The sequence below is a fragment of the [Roseibacterium] beibuensis genome, assembly GCF_039542305.1.
GTDB lineage: Bacteria > Pseudomonadota > Alphaproteobacteria > Rhodobacterales > Rhodobacteraceae > Roseibacterium > Roseibacterium beibuensis.
Genome location: NZ_BAABHW010000001.1, coordinates 193,865 through 209,088, shown reverse-complemented (window position 1 = coordinate 209,088; position 15,224 = coordinate 193,865). Strand labels below are relative to the sequence as shown.

The 15,224-nt window shown below is 63.5% G+C and carries 19 protein-coding genes; all 19 read right to left on the bottom strand.

The genetic code is table 11. The features are described from left to right. Positions 1-35: 35 nt before the first annotated feature. Positions 36-494 carry a hypothetical protein gene (locus tag ABD923_RS01020; RefSeq protein WP_259547174.1) on the bottom strand — a complete coding sequence of 153 codons (459 nt, stop codon included), beginning with the start codon at positions 492-494 and terminating at the stop codon, positions 36-38. A gap of 38 nt (positions 495-532) precedes the next feature. Beyond that, a complete protein-coding gene (locus tag ABD923_RS01015; protein ID WP_259547176.1) occupies positions 533-958 on the bottom strand; it encodes a MarR family winged helix-turn-helix transcriptional regulator in 426 nt (141 codons plus the stop codon). 473 nt (positions 959-1,431) lie between these two features. Then, positions 1,432-1,995 carry a cytochrome b gene (locus ABD923_RS01010; protein ID WP_259547178.1) on the bottom strand — a complete coding sequence of 188 codons (564 nt, stop codon included), beginning with the start codon at positions 1,993-1,995 and terminating at the stop codon, positions 1,432-1,434. Position 1,996: 1 nt separating this feature from the next. Then, complete coding sequence (locus tag ABD923_RS01005; protein ID WP_345229381.1) at positions 1,997-2,398, bottom strand: antibiotic biosynthesis monooxygenase family protein; 402 nt, start codon at positions 2,396-2,398, stop codon at positions 1,997-1,999. Between the two features lie 549 nt (positions 2,399-2,947). Beyond that, complete coding sequence (locus ABD923_RS00995; RefSeq protein WP_259547180.1) at positions 2,948-3,394, bottom strand: VOC family protein; 447 nt, start codon at positions 3,392-3,394, stop codon at positions 2,948-2,950. Between the two features lie 293 nt (positions 3,395-3,687). Further along, positions 3,688-4,098 carry a GFA family protein gene (locus tag ABD923_RS00990; RefSeq protein WP_259547181.1) on the bottom strand — a complete coding sequence of 137 codons (411 nt, stop codon included), beginning with the start codon at positions 4,096-4,098 and terminating at the stop codon, positions 3,688-3,690. A gap of 122 nt (positions 4,099-4,220) precedes the next feature. After that, complete coding sequence (locus ABD923_RS00985) at positions 4,221-4,361, bottom strand: hypothetical protein (protein ID WP_259547182.1); 141 nt, start codon at positions 4,359-4,361, stop codon at positions 4,221-4,223. A gap of 211 nt (positions 4,362-4,572) precedes the next feature. Next, positions 4,573-4,929: an SDR family NAD(P)-dependent oxidoreductase gene (locus ABD923_RS00980; protein WP_259547183.1), complete on the bottom strand. Its 357-nt coding sequence runs from the start codon at positions 4,927-4,929 to the stop codon at positions 4,573-4,575. A 73-nt stretch (positions 4,930-5,002) separates the two neighbouring features. Next, positions 5,003-6,376, bottom strand: a complete 1,374-nt coding sequence (locus ABD923_RS00975; protein ID WP_345229380.1) for a coniferyl aldehyde dehydrogenase — start codon at positions 6,374-6,376, stop codon at positions 5,003-5,005. Between the two features lie 433 nt (positions 6,377-6,809). Then, complete coding sequence (locus ABD923_RS00970) at positions 6,810-7,538, bottom strand: DsbA family protein (protein WP_259547185.1); 729 nt, start codon at positions 7,536-7,538, stop codon at positions 6,810-6,812. A 4-nt stretch (positions 7,539-7,542) separates the two neighbouring features. Further along, a complete protein-coding gene (locus tag ABD923_RS00965) occupies positions 7,543-8,031 on the bottom strand; it encodes a c-type cytochrome (protein ID WP_405048278.1) in 489 nt (162 codons plus the stop codon). Then, a complete protein-coding gene (locus ABD923_RS00960) occupies positions 8,031-9,425 on the bottom strand; it encodes a multicopper oxidase family protein (protein WP_259547186.1) in 1,395 nt (464 codons plus the stop codon). The genes ABD923_RS00965 and ABD923_RS00960 overlap by 1 nt, the downstream gene beginning before the upstream one ends. Before the next feature lie 44 nt (positions 9,426-9,469). Further along, positions 9,470-10,417 carry a c-type cytochrome gene (locus ABD923_RS00955; RefSeq protein WP_259547188.1) on the bottom strand — a complete coding sequence of 316 codons (948 nt, stop codon included), beginning with the start codon at positions 10,415-10,417 and terminating at the stop codon, positions 9,470-9,472. A 2-nt stretch (positions 10,418-10,419) separates the two neighbouring features. Continuing rightward, complete coding sequence (locus tag ABD923_RS00950; protein WP_259547190.1) at positions 10,420-10,995, bottom strand: c-type cytochrome; 576 nt, start codon at positions 10,993-10,995, stop codon at positions 10,420-10,422. Positions 10,996-11,049: 54 nt separating this feature from the next. Next, entirely contained in the window at positions 11,050-11,337 is a 288-nt protein-coding gene (locus ABD923_RS00945) for a hypothetical protein (protein ID WP_259547191.1), read from the bottom strand. 50 nt (positions 11,338-11,387) lie between these two features. After that, entirely contained in the window at positions 11,388-11,843 is a 456-nt protein-coding gene (locus tag ABD923_RS00940) for a c-type cytochrome (RefSeq protein ID WP_259547193.1), read from the bottom strand. A gap of 756 nt (positions 11,844-12,599) precedes the next feature. Further along, positions 12,600-12,824 (bottom strand): SHOCT domain-containing protein, encoded by a 225-nt coding sequence (locus ABD923_RS00935; RefSeq protein WP_259547194.1) that lies wholly within the window; start codon positions 12,822-12,824, stop codon positions 12,600-12,602. A gap of 4 nt (positions 12,825-12,828) precedes the next feature. Continuing rightward, positions 12,829-14,340, bottom strand: a complete 1,512-nt coding sequence (locus ABD923_RS00930) for an ATP-binding protein (protein WP_259547196.1) — start codon at positions 14,338-14,340, stop codon at positions 12,829-12,831. Then, positions 14,337-15,062 carry a response regulator gene (locus ABD923_RS00925; RefSeq protein ID WP_425584015.1) on the bottom strand — a complete coding sequence of 242 codons (726 nt, stop codon included), beginning with the start codon at positions 15,060-15,062 and terminating at the stop codon, positions 14,337-14,339. Before ABD923_RS00925 ends, ABD923_RS00930 begins: the two co-directional genes overlap by 4 nt. Between the last annotated feature and the right edge of the window lie 162 nt (positions 15,063-15,224).

Below are 15,224 nucleotides of genomic sequence, written 5' to 3'. Positions count from 1 at the left end.
TGGCACCTCCGCCACGGATCTGGCCAGCGAAGACATTAACCGTGTGACGTCACCGGCTTTCGGCGCAGGCGGCCTGTCATGCGCATGCCTGCACGGATATTTGCACCGATCAGCGCCAGATTAAGTGCCCCCGCAATCAACTCGAGCGCCTGCACCGCGTAGAACCATGAGTCGAACACGCCAGCGCTGGCCCTGCTGGCGAGGAAAAACGCAGATGGCAGCAGAACAATCAGGCCGTTGGCCGCGATGATCGGCATTCTGCGCCGCTTCCGGTCCAACAGACCGCTCCGACGCCCGTCGGCCAGGGAAAAACCCGACGCCCCTGTGATCATCAGCGACGGGATCAATACCGTCATCAACCAAAGGATCGCGGTCTTGACCGTGGCAATGGATTCTTGAGATCCGGACAGTTCCGAGATGACGGTTGACGTCCAGAACCCGGCGATCAGCAGGAAAGCCAGCCCGCCTGCGATCCGATGTGCGTTTCGTTTCATTGCATGCTCCTTCATGACGCACCGGACCGCCCGGCGCTCTATTGTTCGCGGGCCTCGTTGCGCGCCCTCAGCAGTTGGAGAACCCGAACGGTCGTTGAGAGCGCGCCAGGCTCCATGCCATCTGCGAGGTCTCGGGCCCAAGCGATCTGTCGAGTGTCGGCCTCGGCATAGGCGGCTTCGCCAGCCTCTGTCAGCGCCACCAGTTTCGCGCGCTTGTGGTCGGGATTGTCTTCGAACCGGACCAGCTGCACCGCCTCAAGGTCAGAGACCACGCGCTGCACCGACTGGCGCGTCAGGCCCATGCGCCGGGCGATCTGCGCAACGGTCAGCGGACGGTCCTCCAGAATGACGGCGCCCAAGACCTGCCACCTGGCACTGGTTAGGCCGAGATCGGCCACCAAGGCATCGCCTGCGGCCAGAAGTGTCCCGTTCAACCGGAAAGTCTCGAGCATGATGTCAGTCACCAAGGCACTCTTTTCATCGTGTTCGCTCATACTGTAGCATATCCCCATTTTGACAGCAAGCTGTCCATTGTGAAGTGTGCATCTATTTTGGAGGTGAAGCGGAGCAATGGAAAGCGGAAACCAATCGGCCTATCGCGAGCTTCCAGACAGATCGGCGGTCAGCCCGCCGGGATGAGGGGCTTAGGGGGCCAAACCCTTCAGGCGCGGCGCAGCAGCGCAACACCTTGGCGTTCAGAAATATCATGCAAGACAGCACGCGCGGGGCGTCAATCCGAGGCTTGCCAGGCGCCGTTACAAAGCCGGGCGAGGCACGCCGCCTATATCTCGGCGATCCAGAAAAGAGGCTCGTGTCTCCGCTCGCTTATCGAGCGGCAAACCCGAGGCATGGAGCCTTGTCATTGGGTCCTGACCCCGAACGAGCGGATGCGAACCCATTCAAGGGCATTGGGGCCGCTTCAAGCGGCCCCAATGTGTCATTTCACAGATCCACCGAACAGCCATCCCAGCCCCATTCGCCGCATAATGCCATCCCGGCGGACGAACTGATGCCACAATGCTGCGCCGATATGGAACGTCAGGAGAGCGAGCAAAAGAGACGCGCCAAACCCGTGTGCCGCACGCGGGGGCAGCGTTTCGAAGCGTGGAAGATCGCCTTCTCCGCCGAAAATCACCGGGGCAGCGTCGGACACCGCGACCATGGCAACACCACTGATGACCATACCCAGCGGTACGATATAAAGAAGGATGTGCGTGGTGCGTGCGACCACTGACTCCAGCACAACCGGGTGAGATACGGGCGCGGGCCGCCGATCGAAGGTAAGCCATGCTGCAAGGCGTAGGATCGTCAAGGCTCCGACGCTTAGACCGAAGGCCAGATGGGCGCGAAGCGCCCCTGAGCTTTCCGGCATTGAGGCACTATCGGCCGCAAAACCACTGAGAAACACGAAGGTCAACACGGTCGCGACCGTCCAATGTAGAGTTTTGGCCAGCATCGTATACGCGGTCGGCAACGCATGGGCGTTCGGAGAGATGCTCATTTCATTCGGCCCCTTCGATCACGCGATACAGTGCCGGGTTGACCCCGAGCCCCTCGACCTCAGGAAAAAGGTCGTTCTCGGCCATGGCGCGCGACGCGGCCATGAAGTCGTCCACGCTTCTCCAGATTGCGACATTGACAAGTGCAAAGCGCGCGTCCTCGGCGAGGGCCCGGTGAAGTTCCGTGGACACATATCCTGGCTGTTCTTCGAGGTAGTCGCGCGCAGCTTCCCAAGCGGAGATGGTTTCGCTCAGGCGGCCCTCCGGCACCTCGAAGACATTTATCAACGTCACATCCGCGAGTGCAGGAGCACCTGCACACAGAGAAAAACCGAGAGCGAGCGCCGCCTTGGCGCGACGAAAACCTGGTTCTGGTGTCGAAGGGGCGAGCATGATTTCCTCCAAGGTCGCAATGACGCACTTATACCATTATGACAGAATTCTGTCTATTCGACAGATGGCTACCAATTTCTAGGTTTGGAGGTGGAAGCTAACGGGTTGTCGACGTGATCCCTGGGGACCTCGGCTTCAGAAAGGCGTCTTGTTCAAGAGGTTCAGCATTGTCTCGATATGGGCCGCTCGCAGGCTTTCCAGGCTCGTGATTCATTGCTTCCGGGCCGGACCAAGTCGGTGGCTGCGCGCGCGCTTCCTGAGAGGAATAGGGCCGGGGATCTGTCGCAACGGGCGGCGACGCGACGCCGGTCCTTCCGGCGCCCGAACATGATCCCGCTCGGCACAGGCCGATCAAAAACCCGCGGTGTGCTGCGGGACCGGCCAAGAAGGGCGCCGGACACGCCCTTGGCAGATCTTTCAGTCAGAAGAGATCAGACATGTCCACTTCTCGATTTCGGTCGGTGAGTCACGTCGGTTTTAATAGTAGCGATGTGCGCGGCCCTTGCACCAAAGACCGATTACGCCTGCCCTGTTCGGCTGAGAGGCTTGCGGAGCGACGGTTCACTCCCCGTCGACCGCCGCCATGGCGCCATCGGGTCCCAGTGTCACGAAGGGATTGAAGGCGATCTCCCAAAGAAATCCATCGGGATCGGCCATATAACCGGAGATGCCGCCCCATTCTCTCTGCGTCGGCCCCATCACCACCCGGCCACCGGCCGCCGAGGCAAGACGAAGGATGGGCTGGATTTCGGCCTCGTCTCGGACAAGATAGGCCAGTGTCACCGGTGGTACCTTTACGGCCTCCATCGTGACGCCAGCGTCGGCGGCGAGATCGCCGCGCGCGAAAAGCGCCAACATCATGCCGGGCATCTGGATGAACGCAATGTTCTCGTTGGAATGCGGCGCGAGAGGCCAGCGCAAGCCATCTACGTAAAAGCGCCGCGCCCTGTCGAGAGACTGGACGCCAAGAGTGACGATCGAGAGACGGGGCTGCAAAGATTCGCTCATGGCGTGGAGGTTAGATGCCTGCAACTGCTCCGACAATCCACGATGGGCACACTATACCGGCAGGATCGCCGGCAAGCGATATCAGTCCGATGCCGCTACGCCCATTCCGGGAACTGGCCAGCCCAAACCGGTCATGCATGACGGCCAGCAGCGGTGTACCGCAGCGTCATCGAACCAGACACCCTGCCCCCACAGCAACATGAGGTGGTCGAAACTCTGCGGCGTGGACCGAAGCTGACGGTCCCGTCCTCATGGACTGGTTGTTGCCCGAGACATATCATCGGCTCGACCATTCAGGCTGGAAGCCCTTCGATCCTTTGGATGGAGGCAAGATCGTTGTCCCAATCCGCGCGACTGGACCAACAGATATGCGCGTTGGGCCGTATGTCGATCCGGCTGTCGAGCGACCCTGCCGGCACCACAAGCAAACCAACCTCCGGCTGGGAAACTGGCAGCGCGGACCCGCAGTCGGAGCAAAAGCACTTCACGTGGCGCGTACCGGACAGCTGGAATGTCTTGACGCTTTCCGCACCTGACACCCAGGTCAGACTGGCAGTGGACGAAAACAAGTTTGCGGAATGAGCCGAACCGCTGTCCTTGCGGCAGCGGGAGCAGTGACACAGGAAAAAGGCCTGGAATTCTCCCGATATGCGGAATTTCACAGCGCCACAAAGGCATTGCCCGGTGATTGGATTATCGTTCATTCGTACTCCTCTAGACAGACAAGCCGTTTTCCGCCAGTCGAATGTATTCTCATTGATCTCAGGTAACTGCGGGTTGGATCGACGAGGACAACGCGATGGCGCTCGGCCAGACTTTCGGCACGTTAGGGAGCGCAGTTCCGCATCTGGCCCATCAGCCCGTGGATCAGCACGATCGCCGTCCCTTCGCCGCGATCCACGGGTTGCAGGCGCGTGCCGCCCACCGCTTTCAGGGTCCTGATCTGCGGATGGGCGCTTCGATCCACGCCCGGGCGATCCGGGTCGCAGGAGCCAAAGGCAGGTCGATGCGAGGACGGCTGCCGCGGCGCATCTGCGGCACCTCACAGTCATTCCCTGCCGGGTTCCCGCGCGCCATCGCGCTTCTCGGCGCGCAGGATGCGACGCGCGATATCCTCGGGCGGGAGGACCAGAATGAGGCGCGAGCGCCCCCCCCTCGAACATGCCGGTGTGGATGTACTAGGGCAGCACCGTCGTGACGCGCACCCCGGTGCCGCTGCGTTCCACCTCCCGCCGCAGGGACTCCGACCAGCCGGTCGCGGCCCATTTGCCGGCGGCGCGGACGCTCATGTTCGGGTTTGACACGAGCGCGGCCGCAGAAGCGATGTTGACAGCATGGCCCCTGCCCCGCGCTGTCATGCCCGGAAGGATTGCGCGCGTCAGGTGCATCAAAGCGCCCGCGTTGATCGCCGGCGCCCGGTCGAACGTGACGGCGCCCAGGGGATCGAGAACGGCCCGCGCCGCCTCTGTTTCGGGCGCGCTCGCGTCCCAAACGATCAGGCGCTTCGCGCCCTTTTCGAGCAGCCCCTGCCCCATCGGGAGCCCAATTCGCGAAGCGCCCCCGGTGATCAGCGCCCTGCGTCCCGCGCATTCCGTGATGGCTGTCCCGTCAGCGGCCGAAGGTCCGGATGGCAAATTCGGCAAACCGCCCAAAAGGCGGGCGCAGAAGGGCAAAGGCGTCGATCGGCCCGGGCCGGAAGACCGAGCGCGCATGGCTCAGTCGCCGAAAGCCGTCGCGCCCGTGGTAGGCACCCATGCCGCTTGCGCCAACACCACCAAAGGGAAGGTTCTCCTGCGCGATATGGGCAATCGTACCGTTGAGCGTCACGCCGCCCGAGATCGCACCATCAAGGATGCGCCGCTGCGTGGTCCGGTCCCTTGCGAACGCATAGAGCGCAAGCGGCCGATCGCGGCGGTTCACGAAGGTGAGCGCGTCGTCAAGATCGCCGTAGGGCACGATGGGCAGCACGGGGCCGAAGATTTCCTCGGTCATCAGCACGCCCTGGTCGGGCGCACCGATCACCACGGTCGGCGGCATCCGCCCGCCCCAGGCGCCCTGGGCGCGCAGGACGCGCGCGCCGGCCTGTTCGGCTTCGGCGACGGCATTCTCCAGCCGGGTGCGATGCCGCTCAGTGATGATGCTCGCATAGTCGCGCGCGGCAAAATAGGCGGGATAGCTCTTCTCCGCGGCGGCGAGCACCGCGCGGGCCAGCGCCTCTTCCTGACCGACCGGCACGAGCGCGTAGTCGGGTGCGATGCAGATCTGTCCGGCATTCAGGAACTTGCCCTGCGCGATGGCCTGCGCCGCGTCGTCCAGCGAATAGCCTTCGGTCACGATGGCGGGCGACTTGCCGCCCAGTTCCAGCGTCACCGGCGTCAGGTTCTCGGCCGCCGCGCGCATGACGTGGCGCCCTACCGTGGTTGAGCCGGTGAACACGAGGTGATCGAAGGGCAGCGCGGTGAACGCGCGTGCCACATCCACATCGCCCTTGATCACCGCCACTTCATCCGGCGCGAATGCCTGGTCGATGAGGTCAGCAAGCAGTTCGGAAAAACGCGGCGTCAGCTCCGATGGCTTGATCATGGCGCGGTTCCCGGCCGCAAGCGCGTCCACCAGCGGGCCGAGGCAGAGATAAAGGGGGAAGTTCCAGGGCGAAACGATACCGACAACGCCAAGCGGCTCGTGCCGCACCCAGGCGCGCCCGCCCCGGAAGGCGAGAGACGGCGCGCGCCGCTCGTCCCGCATCCAGCGGGCGACATGGGACCGCGCGTGCCGGATCGCGCCCAGAACGGGAACGACCTCGAGGATCTCGGTCTCCTGCGCGGGCCGGCCACCGAAATCCGCGTCGATCGCACGGGCGATCTCGTCGCGGTGCTCCTTTACCATGCGGCGGAGTGCGTCGAGCCGTCCCCGGCGCGTGGCGGCGTCCGGAATGCGCTCGGCCAATGCCGCCTTGCGCATGAGGGCCAGTGTGTTCTCCATGGGTGTCGCTCCACATCACGTCGTGGCGTCGCCTTCCGTGAACGGGACGCGCCGCTCGAGCAAACCTGACAGGTCTCTCGAATTTTTTTCAAGCCCCACGCCATCTACGCCGCGCACGATCGTCGCGGTCATTTAAGCGGCCGCTTGGGAAGTGGACGGCCCGGGCCGCTCATCCGGTTGCGGGATGGTTTCGAGACCCATCGCGAAGATCATCCGGGCGACGAGATCAAGCTCTTGTGCCGACAGCGCGCGACCATCAACGCGGGGTTGACCTTGGGACTTTGGGAAGAAGGCCTAAAGACGCGCCATTTGCGCGTCGGTCAGCCGGAAGAGACCAGACATGTTCACCGCTCGTTTTTCGAACCGTGCATCACGTCATCCCTGGGAAACTGTTCGGTGCTGACCCCGGGGTCAGTCGACAGCAGACCCGCGATCAATCGGCTTGACCGCGCACCTGCGCGACCAACGTCTGCAGTTGCTCCTGTTCAACGAGGCCCGGGACGAGCGCCTCCCCGATAACGAAGGACGGAGTACCGTTGAACCCCAGAGCCTCGCTAAGGCGCATCGAGGTTTCGATATGCTCTTCGATCTCGGGCGCCGCCATGTCCCGACGAAGTTGCGCGAGATCGAGCCCGACTTCTTCGGCCACCCGCATGACGGATGCTTCCTCCGCCCGGCCGTTCATCCCCATCAGAGCCCAGTGGAACTCCTCGTAGAGGTCCTGCTCGCGTGCGGCGAGTGCCGCCCGCGCGGCGAAAACGGACCCCTCGCCCAGAATGGGCCACTCGCGGTAGACGAGTCGAACGTTTGGATCAGCGGCCAGCAAAGCCTCGATCTCGGGTTTCACCCGCCTGCAGTAGGGGCAGTTGTAGTCGAAGAACTCGACGATGGTGACGTCGCCATCCGGATTTCCGAGTACGGGCGCGTTCGGATCCTGCTCAAGCAGGTCGCGTTGCTCTTCCAGGACCTGCGCTTGTGCCTGGGCCTGCGCATCCGCGTGCCTGCGTTCCAGGATGGCGACGGCCTCCATCACGATTTCCGGGTTCTCGCGAATGGTCTCGAGGACCAGTTCACGTACCCGATCCTCCGAAAGGTCGTCCGCGAACGCTGCGACTGGCAGAAAGACAGCCAAAACCGTGGCGGAGAAAATGGATTTCTTCATTGGGTCAACTCCCTTCGTTGGCGAGGCTCGCGTCCGTACGGGCGGCCTGCGCGGCACGCGCGCGCTCCGGCCACGTCGATAGGATGTAGGCGAGAACGGTCCAGATTTCCCGATCGCTCAGCTGCCCGGAGAAGCCGGGCATGCCGCTGTCGAACTCGATGCCCTGAAAGGCCAGCGCCTCACGGCCGCCAAGCTTCGTGTATTGAAACAGGACGCTGTCGGGGTGGTGCCATGTATGCCCGGTCTCGTCATGAGGGGGCGCCGGCAACCGGCCGTCAGGCCCCAAGCTTTGCCAGTCAGGCTGCCCTTCCAGGTTCGCGCCGTGACAGGACGCGCAGTACTCGCCGTAGAGCACCTCGCCTTGTGCCAGGTCGAGACCTTCTGGCATGACCAGCGCAGCGTCCGACTCCGAGCCGCCGCCCGTCCACCGGAAAGTAACCAGCGCAACGGAGACGACGGAGGCGACAGCGACCGCGACGACACTCCTCCGCATCAGGTCACCCTGACCCAGGTCATCATCCCTGACGCGGCATGGGAAAGCATGTGGCAGTGAAACAGCCAGTCGCCGGGATTATGCGCCGAGAACGCGATCTCGCGCGTCTCGCCCCCGAATGTCAGGATGGTATCCCGGAGCGGTCCGAGCGTACCGTCCGCCGCGATCTCGCGGAAGTGCATACCGTGGAGGTGCATGGCATGCGGAAAGGAGGTGTCATTGACGATTTCAAGACGGACCGGCTCATCGCGTGCCAGATTGGCCAGTGGTTCGTCTGTCATGCCGATGACGTCATTGAAGGCCCAGAACTGGTTGGCATCCACCAGTTGGCGAAAGGTTCTCCGCTCACCGTTGAATTGGGCCGACTGCAAGCGGCCCATCGCGCCTCCACCCATGTGGAGGCGCACACGCCGGGCTTGTGAGAGATCCGGCGGAGCCATGTTGGAGTTTGGGGGCAAGGCCTGGGGAGCATCCCGGCGCGCACCGGACGATACCCCGATCACCGGGAAGGCCGACTGAACGAACCCCTCCCCATTGTCGACACGTACCAGATAGGCCGTCTCACCTTGTTCCGCCACGACGTCCACAAGAAGATCAGCCCGCTGCCCCGGTCCGAGCAAAACCGTCTCGGACACGCGCTGCGGCGCCTCCAGTGGCATGCCGTCGAGCGCCACCACCCAGCCCTCGAGGCCAGCTAGTGCTAGGTCGAAGATCCGGGCATTTGCCGCGTTCACAAGGCGAAGCCGCAGCCGCTCATGGCGGCGCACATCGAGGCTGTGCCCGTACTGCCCGTTCGTCGCTATAAAGTTCCCGACCCGGCCCGCGTGGCTGCGATCGTGGCGCGAGGTGAAATCCGGATCGATCTGCGCAGTGTCAGGGTTCAGGAGCCAATCGTCGAGGATCAGGACCTCGTCGCGATCCACGTCGGGCCCCTCCGGTTCTTCGACCACAAGCGCGCCGTAGAGACCGCGCGCGACCTGTTCCACGGAGCGGTTGTGGGCGTGGTACCAGTAGGTGCCGGCATCGGGCGCGACGAAATCGATGTCGAAGGACGCGCCGGGGGCGACGGCCTCCTGCGTCAGGCCCGCGACACCGTCCATCGCGTTATCAATACGGACGCCGTGCCAGTGGAGCGACGTGGCCTGCGGCAATTCATTGACCAGCCGGCGCATGACGCGAGCGCCCTGCCGGACCCGGATTACCGGCCCCGGCATCGAGCCGTCAAAGCCCCAGATGGCGGTCTCGGGATAGTCCGGCGGCGCCAGTTGCATGCTGGCTTCACGGGCCGTCAGCGCCACGGCCGAGTTGCTCTGCGCGAGCAGGTGGGACGACGTGGTCGAGGCGAGCCCCGCGGCCACACCGATCTTCAGGATATCGCGTCTTGAGTAGGTCATGTCATATTCCTCGGTGGCTCAAGCCAGGATCGGATCGCGCCATATCAGTCGGCCTCGCCTTCCGTCGCATTCACACCTGCAGCACCTGCCATCTCGATCCCGGCGACATCGCTGTCGAGCAGGTATGTCGCCATCGCTTCGAGATCCGCGGGTGTGAGGAAGCTCGTCCCGTACATGACGACCTCTCCCATCGAGCCTCCGAAAGCGTCGCCGGATGGCGTGATGCCAGTTCTGAAAGCGTAGGCGAGGCTGGAGACGGTCCAGCCGCCCGCAATCAGGTCGCGAGGCCTGATCGACGGAGCTTCGTTGCCGCCGGGAAGCGCATCGTTGCCGGCGAACACGGCGTCGAGCACGCGCGCACCGGCAAGGTTCCGCCCCGTATGGCAGGCGCCGCAGTGCGTCGCGCCCCGAACCAGTTCCCGGCCCCGGTTCCACATGTCGCTCTGCCCATAGACCGGCTCCGTCTCCGGGTCATCGAGATAGGCCGCCCGCCAAAGCTTCAGGCCCCAGCGCCGATCGAAGGGAAACCCCACCTCATGCGGCGGGGCGCTCTCGGCCACCGGAGGAACGGTCTGGAACGCCGCCCACAGGTCGGCGATGTCCTGGTCCGAGAAATCGGCATAAAACGGATAGGTGAAGGTCGGATAGTAGGGCGCGCCATCCGGCCCGATGCCTTGCCGCACTGCGCGTGCGAAGTCCTCGACAGTCCACGCTCCGATGCCAAAGTCGGGATCAGTGGTGATGTTCGGCGGATAGAACGTGCCGAAGTCGGTGGGAAGCGGGGCGCCGCCGGCGAGCGGCGCGCCTCCGTCCTCGAAGTTGGTGTGACAGGCAATGCAGCCGCTGGCGCGGGCCAGATAGGCCCCACGCCCGACATCACCGACCAGTTCGATCGGTTCCGGCTCCACGCCAACCGGCCATGCGGCCAGCGCAGCGACGGTGGCTATACCGAGCACCGCGGCCGCTGCGCCGAATTTCAGGACCGGTCGCATCGTCACTCGTCCTCGGCGCGAAACCGGGTGTGACAGGCCAAACAGACCTGGCTCGTCATCGCGAAGGCCGCATCCGCAGGCATGGCGCCGATATCTGTGGCCGTCATGCCACCCGCCATGCCGCCGCCCATCATGGTGCTACCGTTTCCACCCGTCATGCCGCCGCCCATCATGGCGCCCGCAGACATCCCACCTTGCTCATGAGCGAGGCCGTTATCTGCGGCCATGGCGAGACCGCGTGCGGCCACCTGCATCTGCTCAGCGAGAGCGGCGAACCTGTCCCACTCCTCCCAGATCAGATCGCGGGCCTCGGAGGGGGCGCCATAGCTGCCTTCGGGGAACAGGTCCGTCATGGCGCTGCCGGAATGCGCCTCGATGGTTTCCGCCGCGCTCCTCAAGGCATCTGCATCGTATTCGCGTTCGCCGCGCATCATGGGGGCGACGGCTTGCACCGCATCGCCCATAGCCTGCATGCCGTCCATGCGCTCCAGGACGACGCCGGTGGCGCCCGTATGCGCCAGCGCCGCCGCACCGGCGACAACACTCGCAAGAGCAATGCTCGTCAGTCTGATGTTCATGGGGTTTCTCCTCGTCTCCGGGGGGCGAAATTCTTGAAAGGTTCACGACCCATTTCAGGGAGGCGGTAGATCGAAAGGTATCGTCACGCTTTGGCCATCGCTTCTGGTCAAAGCAAAGCGATGGCCGAATTCCGCAATTCGGATTTCGAGCCGGGGATTATTCAGAAACACGGTTACGGTCTGGCAATCGAGCCCCGGATGACAATGCCGGTCCAGCGCTGCATATTCATCCTCGGCATGACCCCGATGAGCGTCCGCATGGTCGTGCACGTCTACTCGTTCGGACACTCCGCCCATTGCCTCAGCGGAATCGGGCAAAGAGGAAAGGGCCATCGACAGCATGACGCAGACGACAGGAATAGCTTGGGCCAAGGTGCGATGCCCGGTTCGCATCAATTGATCCCGTTCGCACGTTGCAGTTCACGGACATACGCTGTGATTGCCATGACATCGGCGCGCGTAACGCCTTCGACCGGCGGCATGTTCCCGAAATTCCAGTGATGCGCCCTCACGCCGTTCTGGGCGGCCAGTAGGAACGCGGCATCTGCATGGTGGCTGGGTTCATAGATGCGGTGGACCAGCGGCGGCGCCACGCCGTTGCGGCCGGCGGCGTTCCCACCATGACACTCTGCGCATAGGGCTTCGAAACCGACCTGCCCGATCTGTGCTTGCGCCGAGAATGAGTCCGGTAACCGCACCTCGGTCATCGGCGAACCTTCTGCAATCGCCACAGCGCCGGACCCAACGACCGAACTCTGCTGAATCTCCTTTGAAGAAAACAACCACCAGCCAGTTCCGATTGCACCAACAACGATTGCGATCGCGATCGCGACAGATCTGGTATTCATTTTGCACTCACATCTCGTCACGTGCTCAGTTTGCTGCCTGAAGTTTCTATCTGCTTCTTGCGCGCCATCAATCTGACAAGGCGGAGATTTTTGTATCGGAATGTATCCGCGACCGCACGAACGACGTAATGGGTATCTGCATTGGACCTGCGGTTTGGTCCTTTCCGTTCCGAAAGACCTTTGCAGGATCTCTCGGGAGCGGTGACCGGTTCCAATGAGGTCGCTGTAAGCGCTGCCTCCCTCTTTTCGGATTCACCTGAGCCGCCCTTTGCTGCCGCGACCTCGGCCGTGGATCTGCCAGCGCTGATCAGGTTGGCGCTACCGCAGTTCCAGAAAGGCCCACTCTCAACCTGGTGCCCTTTGTGTTGCAGTAAAGCGACCCAAGCCGAGTGCGGATTTGCGGCTGCGTGGCAAGGACTGGCTCTTGTTAAAAGGGCAATTACCTCGCCGTGGGCCTGGTGGCATTCGTGTGCGGATTGGGAGCCATTAATATAATGTTACACGAAGTCGGCGTCATGGTGCCTCAGGGCCCGAAATTCGAGTTCCGGCCTTCCTTTCAATGACGGCCCTCGTCCCCAGAGTCCCAACAGGCGCCCTTGCGGGCGCGCCCGTAAAGGCGCCGTCTATCGGTCGAGGGCATCGGAGGGTATCGTTCTGCCGGACCTGTTGACAGCCGATGCAGTCATGGACGCGCTCGATGGGGCCGGACCCCGCGAGGTCAGCCGGACCGGGTGACGGGCCCGAGGGAGTGATGATTCAGCGCTCCAGCGCTTTCTTCCGGCTTTCGAATTCCTCTTCGTCGATTTCACCGGTGGCAAATCGTTCGCGCAGGATGTCGATCGCGTCGCGCCCTTCACGGTTGCCGCCGGCCTGGTTGCCAGTGAACCATTTCACAGCCAGGACGACCAGTAAGATGACGACGCCCCAGAAAAGAAGCATCATCAGGCCACCCACCATTCCGTAGCCGCTGCCCCACATCATGTGATCATACCTCCCCTGCCAATCCGCCGGAGGATCGGCGGTCACCGCCGTCGGAAGCATGGCGAACGTCGCCACTGTCGCTATCGATCTCAGCATTCTCCCACTCCTCTCTCATCGTTGACGTCTTGTGAGACAGCCTGCCCGCGAGCGGGACGACCATACGCGCCACGAGTCCGCCGTCCCTCCGGTTCGCGAGATGGATCTCGCCGCCATGCGCGCGGACGATGGATCGGGCAATGGAAAGCCCCAGACCATGCCCGCCGGTCTCGAGGGAGCGCGAGCCTTCGAGCCGGTAAAACGGGTCGAAGACCTGCTCGAGCTTGTCAGGCGGGATGCCAGGACCCTCGTCGCGTATCTCGATGACGAAAGTATCGCCTTCGGCGCGCCAGGCGATCTCGGCGTTTCCTCCGTAGCGGAGGGCATTCTCCGCGACGTTTCGCACCGCACGGCGAAACGAGACCGGGCGCAGGCGCGCATGGACGTCGGGGCCACAGAGGATCTTCGGCGGGTCCGGCATGTCGGATGCCAGGTCGTGAAGAAACGTACCGATATCGACCTCTCGCGGCTCTTCGGTGCCGGTCAGGTTCTCGGCGAAGCTCAACGTCGCCTCCGCCATGGATTGCATTTCCTCGATCGACTCGATCAGGCTTTCTCGGGTCTCTTTGTCGTCCACCATCTCGGCGCGCACCCTGAGCGCTGTGAGCGGCGAGCGCAGATCATGGCCCACGGCGGCAAGAACACGCGTCCTGTCGGCGACGTATCTGGTCAGGCGTTCCTGCATCAGATTGAACGCCAGCGTCAGGTCCCCGACCTCCGCGGGGCCGACCAGCGGTAGCGGGACCGCGTCCTCGCCACGACCAAACCGTTCGGCCGCGCCTGCCAGTTTGCGCAATGGTCCGGTCAGGCGCGTCACCAGAAACCAGCACACCGTAACGAGGATGAGTGCCGCCGTCGTCGCGAAGGTCAAGGTAGAGAACAGGGGCCATTGCAGCGGCGGCCGCTCGAACCGGGTCCCGACGTTCAGCCACTGCCCACCGGCGAGCGCAATGGACAGCGTCATCTCCAGCGCCGCCAACTCGCCCCGCATCATGGAACGGTGCATCTCCGCCATCTCGGGCGAGAGGTTCGGCAGCGGCAGGACCGGCGTCTCGATATCATCGAGTCGGACGCGAATATCGCGGCTGTAGCTGTCGCCAAGAAGGGCTCGCACGCGGGCTTCCACGGGCGCCGCATGGTGGTGGTCAGGCTCGGTCACGCTCGGTGCGTCGGACAGTTCGAAACGGACGAGCGGCGAGTTTGCGGCACGGAGGATCGAGGCCTGAAGGTCGGGCGGCGCTTCTTCCAGGAGCCGGGCGACGTTAGCGGCCCGGCCGGCGGCCTCGAAGCCAAGCGCCGCGCGGATGGCCAGGCTGCGCTCGTCCACGAAGAGCCACAGGCTGATGGCCTGCGCGACGACGAGCGCGGCGACGATCAGTATCACGAGTTGAGCGCGCAGGCTGCGAAACGGCTGTCTCATTCGATGACCTCGACATCCGTTGCGAGGCAGTAGCCCCCGTTTCGGACCGTCGTGATGATCTTCGGCCGCAGGGGATCGGGCTCGATCTTGCGCCTGAGCCTGCTGATCTGGTTGTCGATGGTCCGGTCCATGGGGCCCGCGGCCCGGCCCGAGGTCAGGTCGAGCAGCTGATCCCGGCTCAGAACCTTCCTGGGGCGCTCAAGAAGGACCGTCAGCAGGCGAAAATCGGCGGTCGTCAGCGGCAGACGTTCCCCGCCGGTCGTCTCGATCGCCTGTCCATCCGTGTCCAGCGTCATGCCGGCGAAGCGCACGCGTTTTCCTGCGAGTCCCCCGGCGTGGTTCTCGGCGGATGAACTCCTGCGCAGCACCGCCTTGATACGCGCCAGCAGCTCGCGGGGGTTGAAGGGCTTCGGCAGGTAGTCGTCCGCGCCGAGTTCCAGGCCGACGATCCGGTCCGTCTCCTTGCCAAGGGCCGTCAACATGATGATCGGGAGGCTCGATTGCCCCGCAAGCCTGCGGCAGACGGAAAGACCGTCCTCACCCGGCATCATCACGTCCAGCACCAGCAGATCGTAATGGCCCGAGGCCAGTTGGGCATCCATTTCGACCGCGTCCCTGGCCGCGGTTGCGCGCATGCCGTTCTTTTCCAGGAACCGCGTGACCGACTCCCGGATCTGCCTGTGGTCATCCACGACCAGGATATGAGGGCTGGTGGGCATCATTTTCTTTTTTACCGAACCGGCTTTCCACGGTCAGAGGCTGTTTTGTCTCCATTTGTATCAGATCGGCTGGCTGCGACACGCGGATACAAATCCCTGAATGACGCCCGTTCCGGTTTGCGTTGTGACTACCGACATGAGGCCTGCAACCCAAAACGGAGGATA

Coding starts and splice junctions, on each gene's coding strand:
- ABD923_RS01020 (WP_259547174.1), bottom strand. CDS start 494: ATGAAACGAAACGCACATCGGATCGCAGGCGGGCTGGCTTTCCTGCTG.
- ABD923_RS01010 (WP_259547178.1), bottom strand. CDS start 1,995: ATGAGCATCTCTCCGAACGCCCATGCGTTGCCGACCGCGTATACGATG.
- ABD923_RS00995 (WP_259547180.1), bottom strand. CDS start 3,394: ATGAGCGAATCTTTGCAGCCCCGTCTCTCGATCGTCACTCTTGGCGTC.
- ABD923_RS00990 (WP_259547181.1), bottom strand. CDS start 4,098: ATGAACGATAATCCAATCACCGGGCAATGCCTTTGTGGCGCTGTGAAA.
- ABD923_RS00980 (WP_259547183.1), bottom strand. CDS start 4,929: ATGGGGCAGGGGCTGCTCGAAAAGGGCGCGAAGCGCCTGATCGTTTGG.
- ABD923_RS00975 (WP_345229380.1), bottom strand. CDS start 6,376: ATGGAGAACACACTGGCCCTCATGCGCAAGGCGGCATTGGCCGAGCGC.
- ABD923_RS00970 (WP_259547185.1), bottom strand. CDS start 7,538: ATGAAGAAATCCATTTTCTCCGCCACGGTTTTGGCTGTCTTTCTGCCA.
- ABD923_RS00965 (WP_405048278.1), bottom strand. CDS start 8,031: ATGCGGAGGAGTGTCGTCGCGGTCGCTGTCGCCTCCGTCGTCTCCGTT.
- ABD923_RS00960 (WP_259547186.1), bottom strand. CDS start 9,425: ATGACCTACTCAAGACGCGATATCCTGAAGATCGGTGTGGCCGCGGGG.
- ABD923_RS00955 (WP_259547188.1), bottom strand. CDS start 10,417: ATGCGACCGGTCCTGAAATTCGGCGCAGCGGCCGCGGTGCTCGGTATA.
- ABD923_RS00950 (WP_259547190.1), bottom strand. CDS start 10,995: ATGAACATCAGACTGACGAGCATTGCTCTTGCGAGTGTTGTCGCCGGT.
- ABD923_RS00945 (WP_259547191.1), bottom strand. CDS start 11,337: ATGCTGTCGATGGCCCTTTCCTCTTTGCCCGATTCCGCTGAGGCAATG.
- ABD923_RS00940 (WP_259547193.1), bottom strand. CDS start 11,843: ATGAATACCAGATCTGTCGCGATCGCGATCGCAATCGTTGTTGGTGCA.
- ABD923_RS00935 (WP_259547194.1), bottom strand. CDS start 12,824: ATGATGTGGGGCAGCGGCTACGGAATGGTGGGTGGCCTGATGATGCTT.
- ABD923_RS00930 (WP_259547196.1), bottom strand. CDS start 14,340: ATGAGACAGCCGTTTCGCAGCCTGCGCGCTCAACTCGTGATACTGATC.
- ABD923_RS00925 (WP_425584015.1), bottom strand. CDS start 15,062: ATGATGCCCACCAGCCCTCATATCCTGGTCGTGGATGACCACAGGCAG.